Source organism: Bartonella sp. CM31XJBT (assembly GCF_028618555.1).
Lineage (GTDB): Bacteria > Pseudomonadota > Alphaproteobacteria > Rhizobiales > Rhizobiaceae > Bartonella.
In genome coordinates this window covers 12,139-27,788 of the sequence record NZ_JAQITD010000018.1, presented here as the reverse complement: position 1 = coordinate 27,788, position 15,650 = coordinate 12,139, and the positions used below count along the sequence as shown (strand labels likewise).

Annotated in this window: 17 protein-coding genes; 15 read left to right on the top strand and 2 right to left on the bottom strand. The window is 37.2% G+C overall.

Annotation, left to right across the window (positions count from 1 at the left end; all coding sequences use genetic code 11):
* The first annotated feature begins 264 nt into the window (after window positions 1–264).
* From hfq to PVV63_RS07825, 4 genes are all read left to right on the top strand, one after another.
* Window positions 265–504 (top strand): RNA chaperone Hfq, encoded by a 240-nt coding sequence (gene hfq, locus PVV63_RS07840; RefSeq protein WP_005773461.1) that lies wholly within the window; start codon window positions 265–267, stop codon window positions 502–504.
* A 54-nt stretch (window positions 505–558) separates the two neighbouring features.
* Window positions 559–1,902 (top strand): GTPase HflX, encoded by a 1,344-nt coding sequence (gene hflX / locus PVV63_RS07835; protein WP_273791390.1) that lies wholly within the window; start codon window positions 559–561, stop codon window positions 1,900–1,902.
* Between the two features lie 144 nt (window positions 1,903–2,046).
* Entirely contained in the window at window positions 2,047–3,873 is a 1,827-nt protein-coding gene (locus PVV63_RS07830; RefSeq protein ID WP_273791389.1) for a hypothetical protein, read from the top strand.
* A 132-nt stretch (window positions 3,874–4,005) separates the two neighbouring features.
* Entirely contained in the window at window positions 4,006–5,097 is a 1,092-nt protein-coding gene (locus PVV63_RS07825) for a COX15/CtaA family protein (protein ID WP_273791388.1), read from the top strand.
* 20 nt (window positions 5,098–5,117) lie between these two features.
* On the opposite strand, the gene argC is transcribed toward PVV63_RS07825, so the two are convergent.
* Entirely contained in the window at window positions 5,118–6,050 is a 933-nt protein-coding gene (argC, locus tag PVV63_RS07820; RefSeq protein ID WP_273791387.1) for an N-acetyl-gamma-glutamyl-phosphate reductase, read from the bottom strand.
* Window positions 6,051–6,374: 324 nt separating this feature from the next.
* Here argC and glyA point away from each other — a divergent pair, with 324 nt between their 5' ends.
* The 6 genes from glyA to nusB all read left to right on the top strand — a co-directional run bounded on the left by glyA (window position 6,375) and on the right by nusB (window position 10,911).
* Window positions 6,375–7,688, top strand: coding sequence for a serine hydroxymethyltransferase (gene glyA, locus PVV63_RS07815; protein WP_273791386.1), 1,314 nt, complete (start codon window positions 6,375–6,377; stop codon window positions 7,686–7,688).
* A gap of 11 nt (window positions 7,689–7,699) precedes the next feature.
* Entirely contained in the window at window positions 7,700–8,182 is a 483-nt protein-coding gene (nrdR, locus tag PVV63_RS07810) for a transcriptional regulator NrdR (protein ID WP_273791385.1), read from the top strand.
* The gene (gene ribD, locus PVV63_RS07805; protein WP_273791384.1) at window positions 8,175–9,302 is read left to right on the top strand and encodes a bifunctional diaminohydroxyphosphoribosylaminopyrimidine deaminase/5-amino-6-(5-phosphoribosylamino)uracil reductase RibD; all 1,128 of its coding nucleotides are present in this window, start codon (window positions 8,175–8,177) and stop codon (window positions 9,300–9,302) included. Before nrdR ends, ribD begins: the two co-directional genes overlap by 8 nt.
* Window positions 9,284–9,901, top strand: a complete 618-nt coding sequence (locus PVV63_RS07800; RefSeq protein ID WP_273791383.1) for a riboflavin synthase — start codon at window positions 9,284–9,286, stop codon at window positions 9,899–9,901. The genes ribD and PVV63_RS07800 overlap by 19 nt, the downstream gene beginning before the upstream one ends.
* An 81-nt stretch (window positions 9,902–9,982) precedes the next feature.
* Complete coding sequence (locus tag PVV63_RS07795; RefSeq protein ID WP_273791382.1) at window positions 9,983–10,438, top strand: 6,7-dimethyl-8-ribityllumazine synthase; 456 nt, start codon at window positions 9,983–9,985, stop codon at window positions 10,436–10,438.
* Window positions 10,439–10,440: 2 nt separating this feature from the next.
* Window positions 10,441–10,911, top strand: coding sequence for a transcription antitermination factor NusB (gene nusB / locus PVV63_RS07790; protein WP_273791381.1), 471 nt, complete (start codon window positions 10,441–10,443; stop codon window positions 10,909–10,911).
* A gap of 75 nt (window positions 10,912–10,986) precedes the next feature.
* On the opposite strand, the gene PVV63_RS07785 is transcribed toward nusB, so the two are convergent.
* Window positions 10,987–11,466, bottom strand: coding sequence for an outer membrane protein assembly factor BamE (locus tag PVV63_RS07785; RefSeq protein ID WP_273791401.1), 480 nt, complete (start codon window positions 11,464–11,466; stop codon window positions 10,987–10,989).
* A 221-nt stretch (window positions 11,467–11,687) separates the two neighbouring features.
* On the opposite strand from PVV63_RS07785, the gene PVV63_RS07780 reads away from it, so the two are divergent.
* The 5 genes from PVV63_RS07780 to PVV63_RS07760 all read left to right on the top strand — a co-directional run bounded on the left by PVV63_RS07780 (window position 11,688) and on the right by PVV63_RS07760 (window position 15,577).
* Complete coding sequence (locus tag PVV63_RS07780) at window positions 11,688–12,245, top strand: DUF177 domain-containing protein (RefSeq protein ID WP_273791380.1); 558 nt, start codon at window positions 11,688–11,690, stop codon at window positions 12,243–12,245.
* A gap of 145 nt (window positions 12,246–12,390) precedes the next feature.
* The gene (gene plsX, locus PVV63_RS07775) at window positions 12,391–13,461 is read left to right on the top strand and encodes a phosphate acyltransferase PlsX (protein ID WP_273791379.1); all 1,071 of its coding nucleotides are present in this window, start codon (window positions 12,391–12,393) and stop codon (window positions 13,459–13,461) included.
* 49 nt (window positions 13,462–13,510) lie between these two features.
* On the top strand, window positions 13,511–14,485 hold the full coding sequence (locus tag PVV63_RS07770) for a beta-ketoacyl-ACP synthase III (protein WP_273791378.1): 975 nt from the start codon (window positions 13,511–13,513) through the stop codon (window positions 14,483–14,485).
* 77 nt (window positions 14,486–14,562) lie between these two features.
* Window positions 14,563–14,877 (top strand): integration host factor subunit alpha, encoded by a 315-nt coding sequence (locus tag PVV63_RS07765; RefSeq protein ID WP_273791377.1) that lies wholly within the window; start codon window positions 14,563–14,565, stop codon window positions 14,875–14,877.
* Between the two features lie 196 nt (window positions 14,878–15,073).
* Window positions 15,074–15,577: a MerR family transcriptional regulator gene (locus tag PVV63_RS07760; RefSeq protein ID WP_273791376.1), complete on the top strand. Its 504-nt coding sequence runs from the start codon at window positions 15,074–15,076 to the stop codon at window positions 15,575–15,577.
* Window positions 15,578–15,650 lie beyond the last annotated feature (73 nt).

Sequence of the window (15,650 nt, the reverse complement as noted above, 5' to 3'; positions counted from 1 at the left end):
CATCACATATAGTCTGTAATAGCTTAGGACGTATAAAAGTATGCCTTTGAATTGTAAGCTCATAAAAAAGTAAACGTGGAAAAATTTTTAATTTAATATAGCTTTTCGTAAGCTGTACTTTATTATTGCCTTAAAGAGCCGTTTTTTCTCTAATTTCAGTTGTTTGTTGCTGAATTTTGAAGCTTCTACGTTGACAATTGGATATTTTTCAGTCGATATGCATGCACGAATATTTTATGCAATCTAGATAAAGGTGTAAGAATAATGGCAGAGCGATCACAACACCTACAAGATGTGTTTTTAAATACGGTGCGTAAGCAAAAAATTTCCCTTACAATTTTTCTTGTCAATGGCGTTAAACTCACGGGTATTGTAACTTCATTTGATAATTTTTGTGTTCTTTTACGCCGAGATGGACACGCGCAATTGGTTTATAAGCATGCTATTTCTACGATTATGCCTGGGCAGCCTGTACAGATGTTTGAGGGTGAAAGTCCTGAGTAAACATATCATTTTAAGATAGACCTCTTATCCCATTTTAAAAGTACTTAGATTGCTATGATAAATGAAAATGAGAGATTAGGAGGGGTATTTGCGCAGAACACAGGACAGGTGCGCGCACTTGTTTTGATACCGTTTTTTCAAGAAAATAGAAGTGAAAGCTCTTTGAGAGAGTGTTCTGTATCTTCTCGTGTTAAAGAGTCATTAGGGTTAGCGCGTGCTATAGGGTTAGAAGTTGTTAATTATGAAACGATTAATATTGCAACGCCTCGCTCTGCGACTCTCTTTGGAAAAGGTAAAGTAGATGCGTTAACCTGTTATATAGATGAATATTCTATTGAGCTTGCGATTGTAGATCACTTTTTAACGCCAGTACAGCAGCGTAATTTAGAAAAATTATGGAATTGTAAAGTTATCGATAGAACGGCTTTGATTCTTGAAATTTTTGGGGATCGTGCACGAACAAAAGAAGGAGTTTTGCAAGTAGAGTTAGCGCGTTTGTCCTATCAAAAAGGGAGGCTTGTGCGTAGTTGGACACACTTGGAAAGGCAACGGGGAGGGCGTGGCTTCCTAGGTGGACCTGGTGAGACGCAAATTGAAGCAGATAGGCGTCTTTTACAAGAGAAAATTATTCGTATTCGCCGCGAATTAGAAACGGTTATTAAAACACGTGCACTTCATAGAGCAAAAAGGAAAAAAACATCTTATCCTGTTGTGGCACTGGTAGGATATACGAATACAGGAAAGTCAACTCTCTTTAACCGTTTAAGCGGTGCAGATGTTTTAGCAAAAAATATGTTATTTGCAACGCTTGATCCGACTTTGCGCAAAGTTGTCCTTCCCCATGGAAAAACTATTCTTTTGTCTGATACTGTAGGGTTTATTTCTAATTTGCCAACAAATTTGATTGCAGCTTTTAGAGCAACCCTTGAAGAAGTGGTTGAAGCGGATCTCATTCTTCATGTAAGAGATATGTCAGATCTTGATCATCGAGCACATGCCCAAGATGTTTTAGAAGTGCTTTCAAGTCTTGATATCGATATTGATGATATGGAGCATATCATAGAAGTTTGGAACAAGATTGATATGTTGGATGGGCAAGCATTGAGTGTTTTACAAACAAGCGCAAAAACACGATTAAATCCTGCTCTCATGGTATCAGCACTTAAAGGGGATGGACTTGATCAATTATTAAGAGCCATTGAAATGCGAATTTTTGGAGAGGTGCAAAGCATTGAATATCTTTTACAGCCTCATGAAATGTCGCTTATCGATTGGTTTTATGAAAACTCTGCGGAAATAGTGCAAGAAGGACATGATGATGGGTCTATTACCATTAGAGCCGTTATTACTTCTGAAGCAAAAAAGCAATTAGAGAATATCAAAAAAAATATGAATTAAGTTCTTTAAAGCTATTGTTGAACATTTATGCTTAAATTTTATGTTTTTCTTATCTCAAAATAATATGACAGCAAATTAAGAGGATAGTTACTACTTTCTCTTAATAAAACAATATGAAGAAGTATTTTGCTGGTTAAAATAAAGATGAGTCTTAAGTGTAATAAAAGACTATTCGTACGTACCGTATGGCGAAGCATTTTGATTGTTTTGCTATTACAAATGCTATGTGTATCTTTGATTTGGTTGTATTATTTTGTCCAGCCCCGTGGTTACCAAGCAACTTTAGTATTTTCATTATCTGATTCTGTAGGAAAACCATTACCAATTAAAAAGCAAGACGATGTTATCGCTTTTTTGTTTTCACAGCCTATGTTCTTCAATGATTCGAATTTTTCTTTAAGTGCTTCTTATAAGAAAAAAAATCATGAAAATATCCATTTATCGCGTCATGGTGATTTTATCGATCTTACTTTTGAAGCCGAGACACTTGAAGCAGCTCAACGTGGGTTGGAAACTTGGTTTTCCGCATTTTCACAAGCAATCATAAAACAGAAACAATTTTTGTTAAATGATAAATTAGAAGACAAACAATATGATAATACTGCAATCGTTAATATCGTGCAGGAATTTCGTAAATCTGTTGATTCTTTTATTCAGCATGGTGTAAAACAAACAGAGCTTCATGATCTTTCGATGCAATTAACGCAAGCAACTTTAAAGCGTATTCATTTAACAAGTTTGAATTCAACAATTAATATGATGCGTGAAAATGGGCAGTCTTTACTGTCTTTATCGTTTATTGCAGGCAATTCAGCAATTGTTTCTCTGGAATCTAAACGTGACCTCTTGGAAACACAAAGAGCACATATGGCTGCGCAATTGGGGTGGACACATCCTCAAATTAAAGCGATGACTGCAGAATTAGAGACAGTTTCTCATCAATTAAAAAATAAAATTTTACAAATCGTTTATCAAGTTCATTCAGATGAGGTTATTGCAACGGAATTAGAAAAACAGCTCAAAAAAAGAATGAACTTTTTTGTAAAAGATCAATCCCAATCTTTGAATGAAATATTTAACGAGTTTGAAAATAAAATAAAAGCAGCAGTCGATGCACAGAATGAAGCGATGAGCAAGTCTGCTCAACGAAGAGAAAAAATTATTGATTCATATCGGAGATTGAGTGATGATCCTCTTCTCTTACAAAATACAAATATCCACGTGGTTATGCCAACAACGTTAGCACCAATTTCTTTTATGGCTCTTTATGGAAAAAATATTCTTGTGAGTGCATTGGCCAGCTTCCTTACTCTTTTGCTAGGAATATTGTTATTTTATCCGTGCTTTAAAAGCAAAAAAGACCAACTCTCAGAAGAGGATTTGAGATCAAAAGAAAATGCTCTTAAGAAGAATGAGAGTATTTTAGTCTCTCAAGAAATGAAAAATTTTGAAGCTTTTATTACGATAGAGGGATTATCTGATGTTTTGAAATGGCGTGCTTCAACCATTGTTTCAATCATTGGACCAGAGGCTGCACGGACAGCGGCAAAGCTTTCACTTCATCTCACAAAAGAGAATAAAACAATTTTGTTGGTCGATATTTCTGGTCAACAAATAGAAAAAGTCATTGGCCCACATCGCGGACTGAGTGATATTTTAACGGGCAATGCCAAGTTGCATGATGTTATTTACCGTGATTATGATACGGGGGTTGATATTCTTCCTCAGGGGTTAACAAGTGCTATTTCTGCACAAGATTTTTCAAATGATATTTCTCATATATTACAAGAATTTAAAAAAGAATATGATTTTATCATCCTAGAGATGGCAAGTGAACCAAAATATGGATTTGAGCAATTTGCAGAGCTAACAGACTATTATATTTGTAATACTGTTCTTAATGAACAAGAATGGATGATGCGGATGGTAGACAGCTTTCCAAAGACTGTTTATCGCATTGTTGCATCATAAGCTTCGTAAAAAAAGAAATATGTACCGCATGTTATAGTGGTACGCTTGTTTTTTGCTAAAGTTGTAGTACATACTAAAATAGACAAAGAGTTAATGTTTAAATTTTAAAATGCATTTTAGTTGGAGAGAAGCGTGGGGCAATCAGAGATGGCAGTAAAGAGATTAAACAATAGCATTTTAACACCTGTGCAAAAGAAAAATAGAAAACAAATACAGGTGTGGCTTTACTCTATTTTATTGCTTTGTTTGGCAATTGTCTTAGTGGGTGGCGCTACTCGTTTGACGGGATCAGGATTATCTATAACGGAATGGAAGCCAATACATGGCGTTATTCCACCGATTGGTGTGGATCAATGGCAAGAGGAATTTTTAAAATATCAACAGATAGCACAGTATAAGCTGCTTAATCCTGATATGACTTTAAGTGCTTTTAAGGTCATTTTTTGGTGGGAATGGGCGCATCGTGTTCTTGGGCGTCTTGTTGGTCTTGTTGCTTTATTGGGGCTCATTTGGTTTTGGGCGACTAAGCGTGTTGAAAAAAATATCTTACTTCCGCTTATTGTCGTGCCTATTCTTATCGCCTTTCAAGGCTTTATTGGTTGGTGGATGGTTGCTTCAGGGATTGGGCAAAGTAATTTAACAAGTGTGAGCCAATATCGTTTGGCATTTCATCTTATAACGGCATGTTTTGTTATTGTTTTTGTTACTTATTTATCTCGAGGACTTGCAGAATACTCAGAAAAGCCAGCAAATCAAAAGGTGCAATATTTTGCGGCTTGGCTTGTTATTCTCGTCTTGATAGAGATTTATTTCGGAGCTTTGGTTGCAGGGCTTCATGCTGGAAAAGTCTATAATACATGGCCGCTTATGGATGGGCAGATTATTCCTGATGGATTGTTGCAGCATCATCCTGTTTGGCTCAATTTATTCGAAAATTCCTTAATGGTTCAATTTATTCATCGGTTTTTTTCTTATTTTTTATTTATTGTCTCAGTTGTTCATGCTTTCTATGTACAAAAAAATGTTCCACATTCAACCCATTCTCGTCGTGCATTTCTTATCTGTGTTATGATTATTATCCAAGCACTCTTGGGTATCTTAACACTGTTACATGAGGTTCCGATAAGTTTAGGGCTCATTCATCAAAGTATGGCACTAGCAGTGTTATGTTTTGCGGTTGCGCACTGGCGAGCAACAAAAGGGGCATATCGCGTTGTTGAATAAAAGTTTGTGTTTAAGGAGGTTTAGTCGCTTGAAAGCATTAAATCGAGGTTTTGTATAGCCGCAGCTGATGCGCCTTTTCCTAAATTATCGAATATGGCGCTGAGATTAAAAATACCTTCACGATCATTTCCAAATACGAACAGTTTCATATCATCTTTATTGGCTAAACACTCTGGATTAAGTCTTTGAAGTGAAGCAGTTTCTTCTTGTGATGCAACTAAAATGGTATTTTGTCCATCGTAATGGTTTGCGAGAATTTCGCGCAAATCAGAACAGTTTGCTGATTTTGTGAATAAATGGCGGTGCAGAGGAAGATTCACAATCATTCCCTGAGAAAAACGACCCACACTTGGTATAAAAAGTGGGGTTTGATTGATTTGTCCATAGATTTTGATTTCTGGCACATGTTTGTGTTCAAGATTAAGACCATAGATAAAATAATTGTCCTGAATATTTTGTTGAGATTGATTTTCCATTTGTAAAATCAACTGTTTCCCACCACCAGTATAGCCGGAGATTGCATTAATCGAGATGGGATAATAGGCGTCTAGTAGTCCTGCTTCACGGAGGGGGCGAATCAAACTAATGGCCCCGGTAGGGTAGCATCCGGGATTGGTTACATAATGTGCAGCTTGGATGCGCTTTCTTTGTCCTGCTGTCATTTCAGGAAAACCGTAAACCCAGTCTGGTGCAACACGGTGGGCTGTCGAGCTATCAATAATCCTAATGTTTTTATTTTTTTTAAGCCAATGAACTGTTTCGCGTGCAGCATCATCTGGAAGACACAAAATAGCAATATCGGCTTGATTAAGATAGTCTTGTCGCAGATGAACATTATGGCGATCTTTATGAGCAAGAGAGAGTAGTTTTAAATCTGTACGCCTTTCTAAGCGTTTTTGTATTTGTAGTCCGGTTGTGCCATGTTCACCATCAATAAAAACTTTGGTTAGCATTTTTATTTGCCTTCGTATTAACTTTGCCTATTATATTCAGCTTTTCACATTATAAATTATTTCTAATCATTAAATTATTGAATTTCTTTAGATTATAGATATTTTTTGTAAAAGGTGTAAACAAATTAAGAGTGTAAAAAAAAGAAATGTAATCTCATTTTTTACCATTCTTGAGAGGGAAGTTTTTCGCTGTTTTTATAACAAAGAATAAGATAAATATTTGCTTCATTATTTTTGAGTGTAAGTGGTTTAAAATGTTTGGTTTGCATGGTTTGCTGTGTTATCGTTTCTTGACTTTATTTTTTTATGTTAGGAATGTGTTTTATGACTCAGCAAGAAAATGACGCACAAAAGCGCTTTTTTAATGATAGTTTACAAACTGTTGATGGTGCAATTTTTGATGCAATTAGAGGGGAGTTTGAGCGTCAACAACATGAAATTGAACTGATTGCTTCAGAGAACATTGTTTCAAGAGCGGTTCTTGAAGCGCAGGGGTCTGTTTTAACTAATAAGTATGCAGAAGGTTATCCAAGAAACCGCTACTATGGTGGATGTCAATTTGTTGATGTCGTTGAAGATTTAGCCATTGAAAGGGCAAAACAGCTTTTCGGTGCTGCTTTTGCGAATGTACAGCCTAATTCTGGTAGCCAAATGAATCAAGCTGTCTTTTTAGCTTTACTGAAGCCTAATGACACATTTATGGGATTAGATTTAAATGCTGGTGGTCACCTTACGCATGGTTCATCTGTTAATATGTCAGGAAAATGGTTTGATGTTGTTTCCTATGGTGTACGTAGAGAAGATCAGATTATTGATATGGATGAAGTTGAGCAGCTGGCAAAAGAGCGTAAGCCCAAACTTATTATAGCGGGTGGTTCATCTTATCCACGGCTATGGGACTGGAAGCGATTCCGTGAAATTGCAGATGAGATTGGTGCTCATCTACTCGTTGATATGTCTCATATTGCTGGTCTTGTTGCTGGTGGCGTGCATCCTTCACCTGTTCCACATGCGCATATTGTAACAACAACAACACATAAGTCGCTTCGAGGTCCTCGTGGTGGTTTAATATTGACAAATGATGAGGCTTTATCCAAAAAAATTAATTCTGCAATTTTTCCTGGTCTTCAGGGTGGTCCTTTAATGCATGTGATTGCTGCAAAGGCTGTTGCGTTTGAGGAGGCTTTGCGTCCCTCTTTCAAGAGTTACAGTGCCAATGTTGTCGCTAATGCGAAAACTTTAGCAAAAACATTACAGAGTAATGGTTTTAATATTGTTTCTGGTGGTACAGATAATCATTTGTTGTTGGTTGATTTACGTTCCAAAAATCTAACAGGTAAACGTGCTGAATTGGCTTTGGGACGCGCTCATATTACCTGCAATAAAAATGGTATTCCTTTTGATTCTGAAACGCCATCTATAACATCGGGAATTCGTTTGGGATCACCTGCTACCACAACGCGTGGTTTTTTAGAAAAAGAGTTTATTCAAGTTGGTCATCTGATTTCAGAAGTTCTTGATGGTCTTCGGAGCGCAAAAAGTGATGAAGATAATCATGCTGTTGAAATGGCTGTTGAGAAAAAGGTAAAAGATATAACGAATCAATTTCCTCTTTACTCTTATCTTAGCACTTGTTAAGGATACAAAGGATGCGCTGTCCTTACTGCCAATATGAGGATACACAGGTTAAAGACTCACGTCCAGCAGAAGAGGGCGCAGTGATTCGTCGCCGCCGTGTGTGTTCCGTTTGTGGTGGTCGTTTTACAACTTTTGAACGTGTTCAGTTGCGTGAGCTCTTGGTTGCTAAAAAAAGTGGACGATGTGAACCCTTCGATCGTGATAAGTTAATGCGATCAGTTGATGTGGCTGTACGTAAGCGCAATATTGATCCTGATCATATTGAACGAGCAATTTCTGGCATTGTACGTCAGCTTGAAAGTTTGGGAGAACCAGAGATTTCTTCAGAAAAAATTGGACGTCTTGTGATGGAAGCATTGAAGAGAATTGATGATATTGCTTATATTCGTTTTGCTTCTGTGTATCGAGATTTTCGTAATGCAAGCGATTTTCACGATGTTATAGATGAATTGTCAAAGGGTATCGCGGATACAGAATCTCGTTTTGATGAATAAAAAAGTGCAAGATGAACGGTTTATGGCTGCAGCTATTCGTTTAGCAGAACGTCATGTCGGTCTTACAGGTGGGAATCCTTCTGTTGGTACGTTAATTGTGCAAAACGATAATGGTGCGGGAGCTTTTATTGTTGGCTATGGCGTAACAGCTATTCATGGGAGTCCTCATGCGGAAGTGCAAGCTTTACACATGGCAGGTTCTTTGGCTCAAGGAGCGACTGCTTACGTTACTTTAGAACCTTGTGCGCATTATGGAAAAACTTCGCCATGTGTGAATGCACTTATTGATTCAGGTGTTTCTCGAGTTGTTGTTGCGCTGACTGATTGTGACAAGCGTGTTGATGGTCATGGTATTGCTCTTTTACGAGCGGCGGGTATTGAAGTGGTTGAGGGCATTTTAGCTGAAGAGGCTTTTGAATCCTTATGGACGCATTGGTGCATAAGGAAGATACAACGCTGTGCGGTTACTTTTAAAATGGCAATTTCTGCCGATAATGGTGTTGGAAAAAGAGAGAAGGGCAGCGTAAAAATTAGTGGAACACTTTCTCATGCCCATACGCATATTCTACGTGCTCAAAATAATGCTATCCTCGTTGGTATTGGTACTATATTAGCAGATGATCCACAACTCAATTGCCGCTTGCCAGGGATGGAGATGCGCTCACCAATTCGTATTATTTTGGATGCAGATTTATCTATCCCCCTTGATGCAAAAGTTGTCCAAACAGCCATAAAAATTCCTACATGGGTTATTTGTGATGTGGATCTTTCAAAGAAAAGCAAAAAAAATGCATTGGAGCAATATGGTGTGTCTGTTTATTCGGTCGAGATGAACAATGGTTGTGTAGAACCCTTTGCTCTTTTACAGATGCTTTATAAACATGGGATTAATAGTGTTTTATTGGAAGGGGGCGTCAAGACAGGGGAAAAATTTTTGAATGCTGGTTGTGTTGATCATTTGATATGTTTTCATACCCCCATTGTTTTAGGCAAAAATCGTATTGAAGCCCCTCATTTTGGAAATTATCTCTCGCAGTTTCATGAGATTGAGACAAGAATGTTTGGAAATGACCGTTTTTATAAGTGGAGACGTAAGACATTATGTTCACAGGAATTATAACGGATATTGGTTGTGTTGAAGATGTTCAACCTTTAAAGCAGGGGATGCGTTTAAAGATTTCTACCCGCTATGCTATAGAAAGCTTAGCAATTGGCGCGTCAATTGCTTGTTCAGGAATTTGTCTGACAATTGTAGAACGAGGATTAAAACAAGAAGATTCCAATTGGTTTGTTGTCGAGGCGTGGGAAGAAACATTACGTTTAACGAATCTTGCACAATGGATAAAAGGAACTTTTGTTAATTTGGAACGTTCGCTTCGATTGGGTGATGAAATGGGAGGACATTTGGTTTCTGGTCATATTGATGGTTTGGCTGAAATCATTGATCAAAAAAATGAAGGGGATGCAATTCGTTTTTATTTAAAAGTTTCAAGACAATTTATGCCGTTCATTGTTAATAAGGGATCTATTGCTCTTAATGGGACATCTTTAACTGTTAATGGTGTTGAGGACTGTGTTTTTGATGTTCTTATTATTCGCCATACACTCGAAATGACAACGTGGGGACAAGCTAAAATTGGAGATCGGGTCAATTTGGAAATTGATCAACTTGCTCGTTATGCTGCAAAAATTTTAGCTTTAAAAAGAGAAGATGAATAAGCCAAAACTTTCTTGATCGTTTTCAGAATTTTATGCTTTATAACCCTGATTTTTTTGATTCGTTTTTTGTGGAATTCCATTATGATGAAAGAGATACGTAAAAAGCCTCACGTATTGATTGTTGAAGCACGTTTTTATGAGGGGATTTCTGATGCGCTTTTGAGAGGTGCAGTGAATACTTTGCAAAAAGCTGAAGCAAGTTATGATGTTGTAACGGTTCCTGGAGCATTAGAAATACCAAGTGCAATAGCTTTTGCTGAAAAAAATAAGATATCGTATGATGGTTATGTTGCTCTTGGTTGTGTTATTCGGGGTGAAACATATCATTTTGAAATTGTTGCTAATGATTCTTGTCGTGCATTGATGGATTTAACTGTTCATCAGCACTTGGCTATTGGAAATGGTATTTTGACTGTTGAAAATGAAGAACAAGCATGGGTGCGTGCAAAACTAGATGATAAAAATAAAGGTGGTTTTGCGGCTGAAGCTGCTTTATGTATGATCGCTCTAAAAAAGAGATTTGGAGATAATCGTTAAATATGGCTGATATAAAAAGCAGACATTTTCCGCGTTCAGCCAATAAACGTGGAGCAGCAAGACTCGCTGCAGTTCAAGCACTCTATCAAATGGATATCGTGGGTTCGGGGGTGTTGGAAACGGCAGCTGAGTATGAGGCTTATCGCTTGGGAAAAGATATTGATGGAGAGCAGTATCTTGAAGCTGATTTTCAATGGTTTTTGGCGATTATAACGGGTGTTGTAAAAGATCAAAAGCAGCTTGATCCTCTGCTTCATCAACAGCTTTCAGCAGAGTGGTCTCTTTCACGTCTTGATTCTATATTGCGAGCAATTTTACGAGCAGGTTTATGGGAGTTGATCAACCGTAAAGATGTCCCCGTTGCGGTTGTCATGAATGAATATGTTGACATAGCAAAGGCGTTTTTTGAAGGTGATGAACCGAAACTTGTTAATGCAGTTCTCGACAGTATGGCAAAAAAAGTTCGCCTCTAAGAGCTACAAATTCCCCTATTATAGGTCTGATAGTATCAGACCTATAATATTGAAACGGTATGTAGACTATATGATTTAGTTATGGCGTGGCAAATTCGCAGGGCCTTTTATAATTTGAATTAAGAAAGGATGTTCTTTTGTTACAGTTGGCGTTGTTTGTGTAATAAAATCAAACACTTGACCGTCTTGTAATCCGTAATTTGCAACTTTTGCAACCTGATTATTTTTATTGAAGTAAATGGCTAAAACTTTGCGATCAATAATCTTTGTTTTCATAAACTGCATCCCACGATAACGTGTCTGTGAGATGTAATAAAAAACTTCATTATCATATTTTGTTTTTAATGAAGGGGTCCCTAAAGTTAAAAGAACTTGCTCTTGACTTGAGCCAATAGAGATAGAACTTAAAGCATTTTTATCAAGAACATAGCCCTCTCTATAAATTTGGCTCGAACCTGAAGAATCAAGAAGACTACACCCAGCAAGCATTCCTATGCTTGCTATTGATAGACCAATTAATAATTTACGTTTGATTAAGGCTATTATGTGAGGCATTTGAAACAATGATATCTCCTTTTTATACTGAGATGTAGGACAAGAAGGCAACCTCAAGTTTTTTCTAATTTTAACTTAATCTACCGTAGCTTACACTGAGTTTCCCTGTTATAAAGAAAATTATGCCATATAGAATTTCTTTAGAAAAGAAAAAAATGCATAAATACTTGAGATAAATAAAAACACAGTGCTTTATGCGTTTTTATGTTTGGGAGTTGTCAATGAATGTTCAAAATGTTCCTCAAATGACATTTGCTTTGGCTTATCCAATATCCGTACGTTCTCTACCTGCTAAAGGTATAAGGGTTCATCTTTGTGCAAATAAAAAAGAATGTACACATTTAGCCCAGAACCATAATTTAATTGAAGTAAAATCTTGTGAGGGAAAATTCCATATTTTCCCGTGGAAAAAACGCGGAGTGCGTATAAAAGGTCTATTGCAAGCGCGTATACTGCAGTTATGTGTTGTTACATTAGAACCATTAGAAAATATCCTTTGTGAAAATATTGAGGTTGTTTTTGTTCCTGAAGATTCAAATTTGATGAAGCCTAAAATATCAGAGGATACAGGAGAATTGTTTTTAGATGTGGAGGGGCTTGATACTCCTGAAGTGTTTTATGATGATAAAATTGATATTGGTGCAATCATGGAAGAGTTTTTTGAGTTGTCTATTAATCATTATCCACGTAAAGAGGGGATACAGATGAATATGGTTGAAAATTTAGAAGAAGCAGAGCAAAAATTCTCTCCATTTTCTGTTTTGAAAAATTGGAAGTGATTGTAAAAACATACAAAAAATATCTATTTGTATGCTAAACGGCATTTCTGCGGAGCGATATTTTCGCAAGATGTGCTGTGTGAGTGTTCAGGAGCCAAAAATCATAATATGTATTTAAAAATGAAAAGATGTGGGATATGCAAGCGTGATTAGAATTTCTGTGGATGTCATGGGCGGTGATTACGGTCCAGAAGCAGCTATTGCAGGAGCAGCAATTGTACAAAAATATTTATCAAATATTTATTTTCTGTTTTATGGAGTAGAGGAGGCTGTTCGTCCGGTTTTAAAAAAATATCCCTGTTTGGATTCTGTATCGCGCTTTTGCCCTACAGAAAGTTATACACGCATGGATGAAAAGCCAAGCCAAGCACTTCGTAATGGACGTGGTAAATCATCAATGTGGTACGCCATTGAAGCGGTAAAAAATGGTGAAGCTGATGCTTGCATTTCTGCTGGTAATACGGGTGCACTTATGGCCATGTCGTATTTTTGTTTGAAAATGCTTGCAGAGGCTGAGCGTCCTGGTATTGCGGGTATCTGGCCAACACTGCGCAGTGAGAGTATCGTTTTAGATATTGGAGCAACAATAGGTGCCTCGGCTAGTCAGTTGGTTGATTTGGCGGTTATGGGAGCGGGTATGTTTCGCGCTTTATATCACACTGAAAGACCAAGTGTTGGGCTTTTAAATGTGGGGGTGGAAGAGGTTAAAGGACTTTATGAAATAAAAAAAGCAGGAATGATATTGCGTGAAGTGCAATTAGAAGGATTGGAATATAAAGGATTTGTTGAGGGCAATGACATTGGAAAAGGAACGGTCGATGTTGTTGTGACAGAGGGGTTTTCTGGTAATATTGCTTTAAAAACCGCAGAAGGAACTGCGCGACAGATAGGGGAGATTTTAAACTCTGCACTGCGCAGTTCTTTTTTAACATCTCTTGGTTATTTTTTATCGCGAGGTGCTTTTCGTATACTGAAACATAAAATGGATCCCGATAGGGTGAATGGAGGAGTGCTTTTAGGTTTGAATGGTGTTGTTATAAAAAGTCATGGCAGTGCCAATGCTAATGGTTTTGCTTCTGCTATCCGCGTTGGTTATGAAATGGTTAATAATGGACTTTTAAAAAAAATAACGGCTGATTTACGGCGGTTTCATGAGAATAAAGAAACACTTCTTGACCAAGAAGATGAAGCGGTGATGAATGGAGAGTCCTTATGATAAGCTCTTATAATAGAAATGAAAAATTTGAAGAAAAGGTAAGAGCTGAATGATTCGCTCAATTATACGTGGTGTAGGAAGTGCTTTGCCAAAAAGAAGTTTATCAAATGATGAGATTGCAAAGTTTGTTGAAACGTCAGATTCATGGATTGTTCAGCGTACAGGAATACGCCAACGTTATATTGCCAGTGAAAATGAAACAACTGTTTCTTTAGGAGTTGAGGCTGCGCAAGCCGCCCTTATAAATGCTGGTCTTACAATAAAAGACATTGATTGTATTATTTTAGCAACGTCCACCCCGAATCGTACTTTTCCTGCTTCTGCTGTTGAAATTCAGCATGCTTTGGGAATGAGCCATGGATTTGCTTTTGATATTCAAGCTGTTTGTTCTGGTTTTATTTTTGCTTTAACAACAGGAGATTCTTATTTACGATGTGGAGCGGCTAAAAGAATTTTAGTTATTGGATCCGATACATTTTCTCGAATTTTAGATTGGGAAGATCGTACGACATGTGTTTTGTTTGGTGATGGTGCGGGTGCCGCTATTTTGGAAGCTCAAGAAATTGAGGGGACTATTGCTTTTGAGCGTGGTATATTGTCTGCAAAACTGCGCTCTAATGGTGCTTATATAGATAAGCTATATGTTGATGGTGGACCTTCAACAACACAAACGACAGGCTATTTGCGTATGGAAGGACGAGAAGTTTTTAAATATGCTGTTGGTATGATAACGGATGTGGTTGATGATTGTTTTGCAGCTGCAGGTATGGATTCTTCACAACTAGATTGGTTTGTACCTCATCAGGCTAATAAGCGCATTATTGAAGCATCTGCTAAAAAGTTGGGAATTTCACTAGATAAAGTTGTGATTACCGTTGATCAACATGGTAATACGTCTGCCGCATCAGTTCCGTTGGCTTTAACAACAGCTGTTTGCGATGGAAAAATAAAAGAAGGAGATCTTATCATGTTAGAAGCCATGGGAGGTGGATTTACATGGGGAGCAATTCTTATTCGTTGGTAAATTATGGCTACTTGACCATATTTCAAGAAAACGTATAAGTCATTTTGTAATTTTAAATATTTTAATAGGTGGTTATAATGACAAGTAAGACAGTAACGCGTGCAGATTTAGCGAGCGTAGTTTGTAAAAGAGTGGGCTTGTCACATACTGAATCAGCAGCTTTAGTCGAATTGGTTTTGGATGAGATTTGCAACTCACTTGTAAGAGGTGAAGCGGTTAAATTATCTTCTTTTGCAACTTTTCAGGTTCGCAGTAAAAATGAACGTGTTGGACGCAATCCAAAAACAGGTGTTGAAGCACCTATTCCGCCGCGACGTGTTGTGACGTTTAAGGCTGCCAATGTCCTTAAACAGAGAATTTTAGATTCGCATCGTGCAAAACAGAAAAAATGATATCTCATAAATAAATGCCATGGTATGTTTGGTATTTGTTAAAAAAATGTATAAAATAAGGGTCTTTGTTTTTTAGAAAAAGACTGTTGAGTAAGGTATCAATGATGGTCTTATTTTTGACTAATCTTGTTGAGAAATTGAGACAGAATGAGTCATTGTGAAGTAATTTATTTTGTTTTAAATAAGGTGTTGCAAAATGGATAAAAGCTCTGATGCTTTTCGCACAATTAGCGAAGTAGCGGAGTTATTGGAGCTTCCGCAGCATGTCTTAAGATTCTGGGAAACACGTTTTAGGCAGATTAAACCAATGAAACGTGGGGGAGGAAGGCGCTATTATCGCCCTGTCGATGTTGATTTGCTCAATGGTATTAAGCAGTTACTATATGATCAGGGTTATACGATAAAAGGTGTGCAACGCCTTTTGAAAGAAAATGGTGTTGCTTTTGTGACTGCATTTGGTAATGGTGATCTTGATGCTATGAATGTGGTCATAGAAAAGAAACATGCAGGACAAACTTCTGAAAATGCTAGTAATAAGCCTAAGAAATCTTCTTTTGGGCTTTTGAGTTTCATGAGGAATGAAGGAGAAACATCTGTCGGTTCTGTGAATCTTTACAAAGATAAAACTGATAAAGCATTGTTACAAGAGATTCTGTTTGAACTCATTGAATGTAAGCGTGTTCTTGATAGAGCACGATAATAATAATATTTTTTTATTTTATATGTGTTTCGTAGATATTTAGACGTTTTATGGATATGCTCAGAGTTTAATA

Excerpts from the sequence above, each read along its gene's own strand:
- PVV63_RS07795 (WP_273791382.1), top strand. The coding sequence starts at position 9,983 with ATGATGAAAGAGATACGTAAAAAGCCTCACGTATTGATTGTTGAAGCA.
- PVV63_RS07785 (WP_273791401.1), bottom strand. The coding sequence starts at position 11,466 with ATGCCTCACATAATAGCCTTAATCAAACGTAAATTATTAATTGGTCTA.
- PVV63_RS07780 (WP_273791380.1), top strand. The coding sequence starts at position 11,688 with ATGAATGTTCAAAATGTTCCTCAAATGACATTTGCTTTGGCTTATCCA.
- hflX (WP_273791390.1), top strand. The coding sequence starts at position 559 with ATGATAAATGAAAATGAGAGATTAGGAGGGGTATTTGCGCAGAACACA.
- PVV63_RS07800 (WP_273791383.1), top strand. The coding sequence starts at position 9,284 with ATGTTCACAGGAATTATAACGGATATTGGTTGTGTTGAAGATGTTCAA.
- PVV63_RS07760 (WP_273791376.1), top strand. The coding sequence starts at position 15,074 with ATGGATAAAAGCTCTGATGCTTTTCGCACAATTAGCGAAGTAGCGGAG.
- nrdR (WP_273791385.1), top strand. The coding sequence starts at position 7,700 with ATGCGCTGTCCTTACTGCCAATATGAGGATACACAGGTTAAAGACTCA.
- argC (WP_273791387.1), bottom strand. The coding sequence starts at position 6,050 with ATGCTAACCAAAGTTTTTATTGATGGTGAACATGGCACAACCGGACTA.
- PVV63_RS07765 (WP_273791377.1), top strand. The coding sequence starts at position 14,563 with ATGACAAGTAAGACAGTAACGCGTGCAGATTTAGCGAGCGTAGTTTGT.
- nusB (WP_273791381.1), top strand. The coding sequence starts at position 10,441 with ATGGCTGATATAAAAAGCAGACATTTTCCGCGTTCAGCCAATAAACGT.
- PVV63_RS07830 (WP_273791389.1), top strand. The coding sequence starts at position 2,047 with ATGAGTCTTAAGTGTAATAAAAGACTATTCGTACGTACCGTATGGCGA.
- PVV63_RS07770 (WP_273791378.1), top strand. The coding sequence starts at position 13,511 with ATGATTCGCTCAATTATACGTGGTGTAGGAAGTGCTTTGCCAAAAAGA.
- glyA (WP_273791386.1), top strand. The coding sequence starts at position 6,375 with ATGACTCAGCAAGAAAATGACGCACAAAAGCGCTTTTTTAATGATAGT.
- hfq (WP_005773461.1), top strand. The coding sequence starts at position 265 with ATGGCAGAGCGATCACAACACCTACAAGATGTGTTTTTAAATACGGTG.
- ribD (WP_273791384.1), top strand. The coding sequence starts at position 8,175 with ATGAATAAAAAAGTGCAAGATGAACGGTTTATGGCTGCAGCTATTCGT.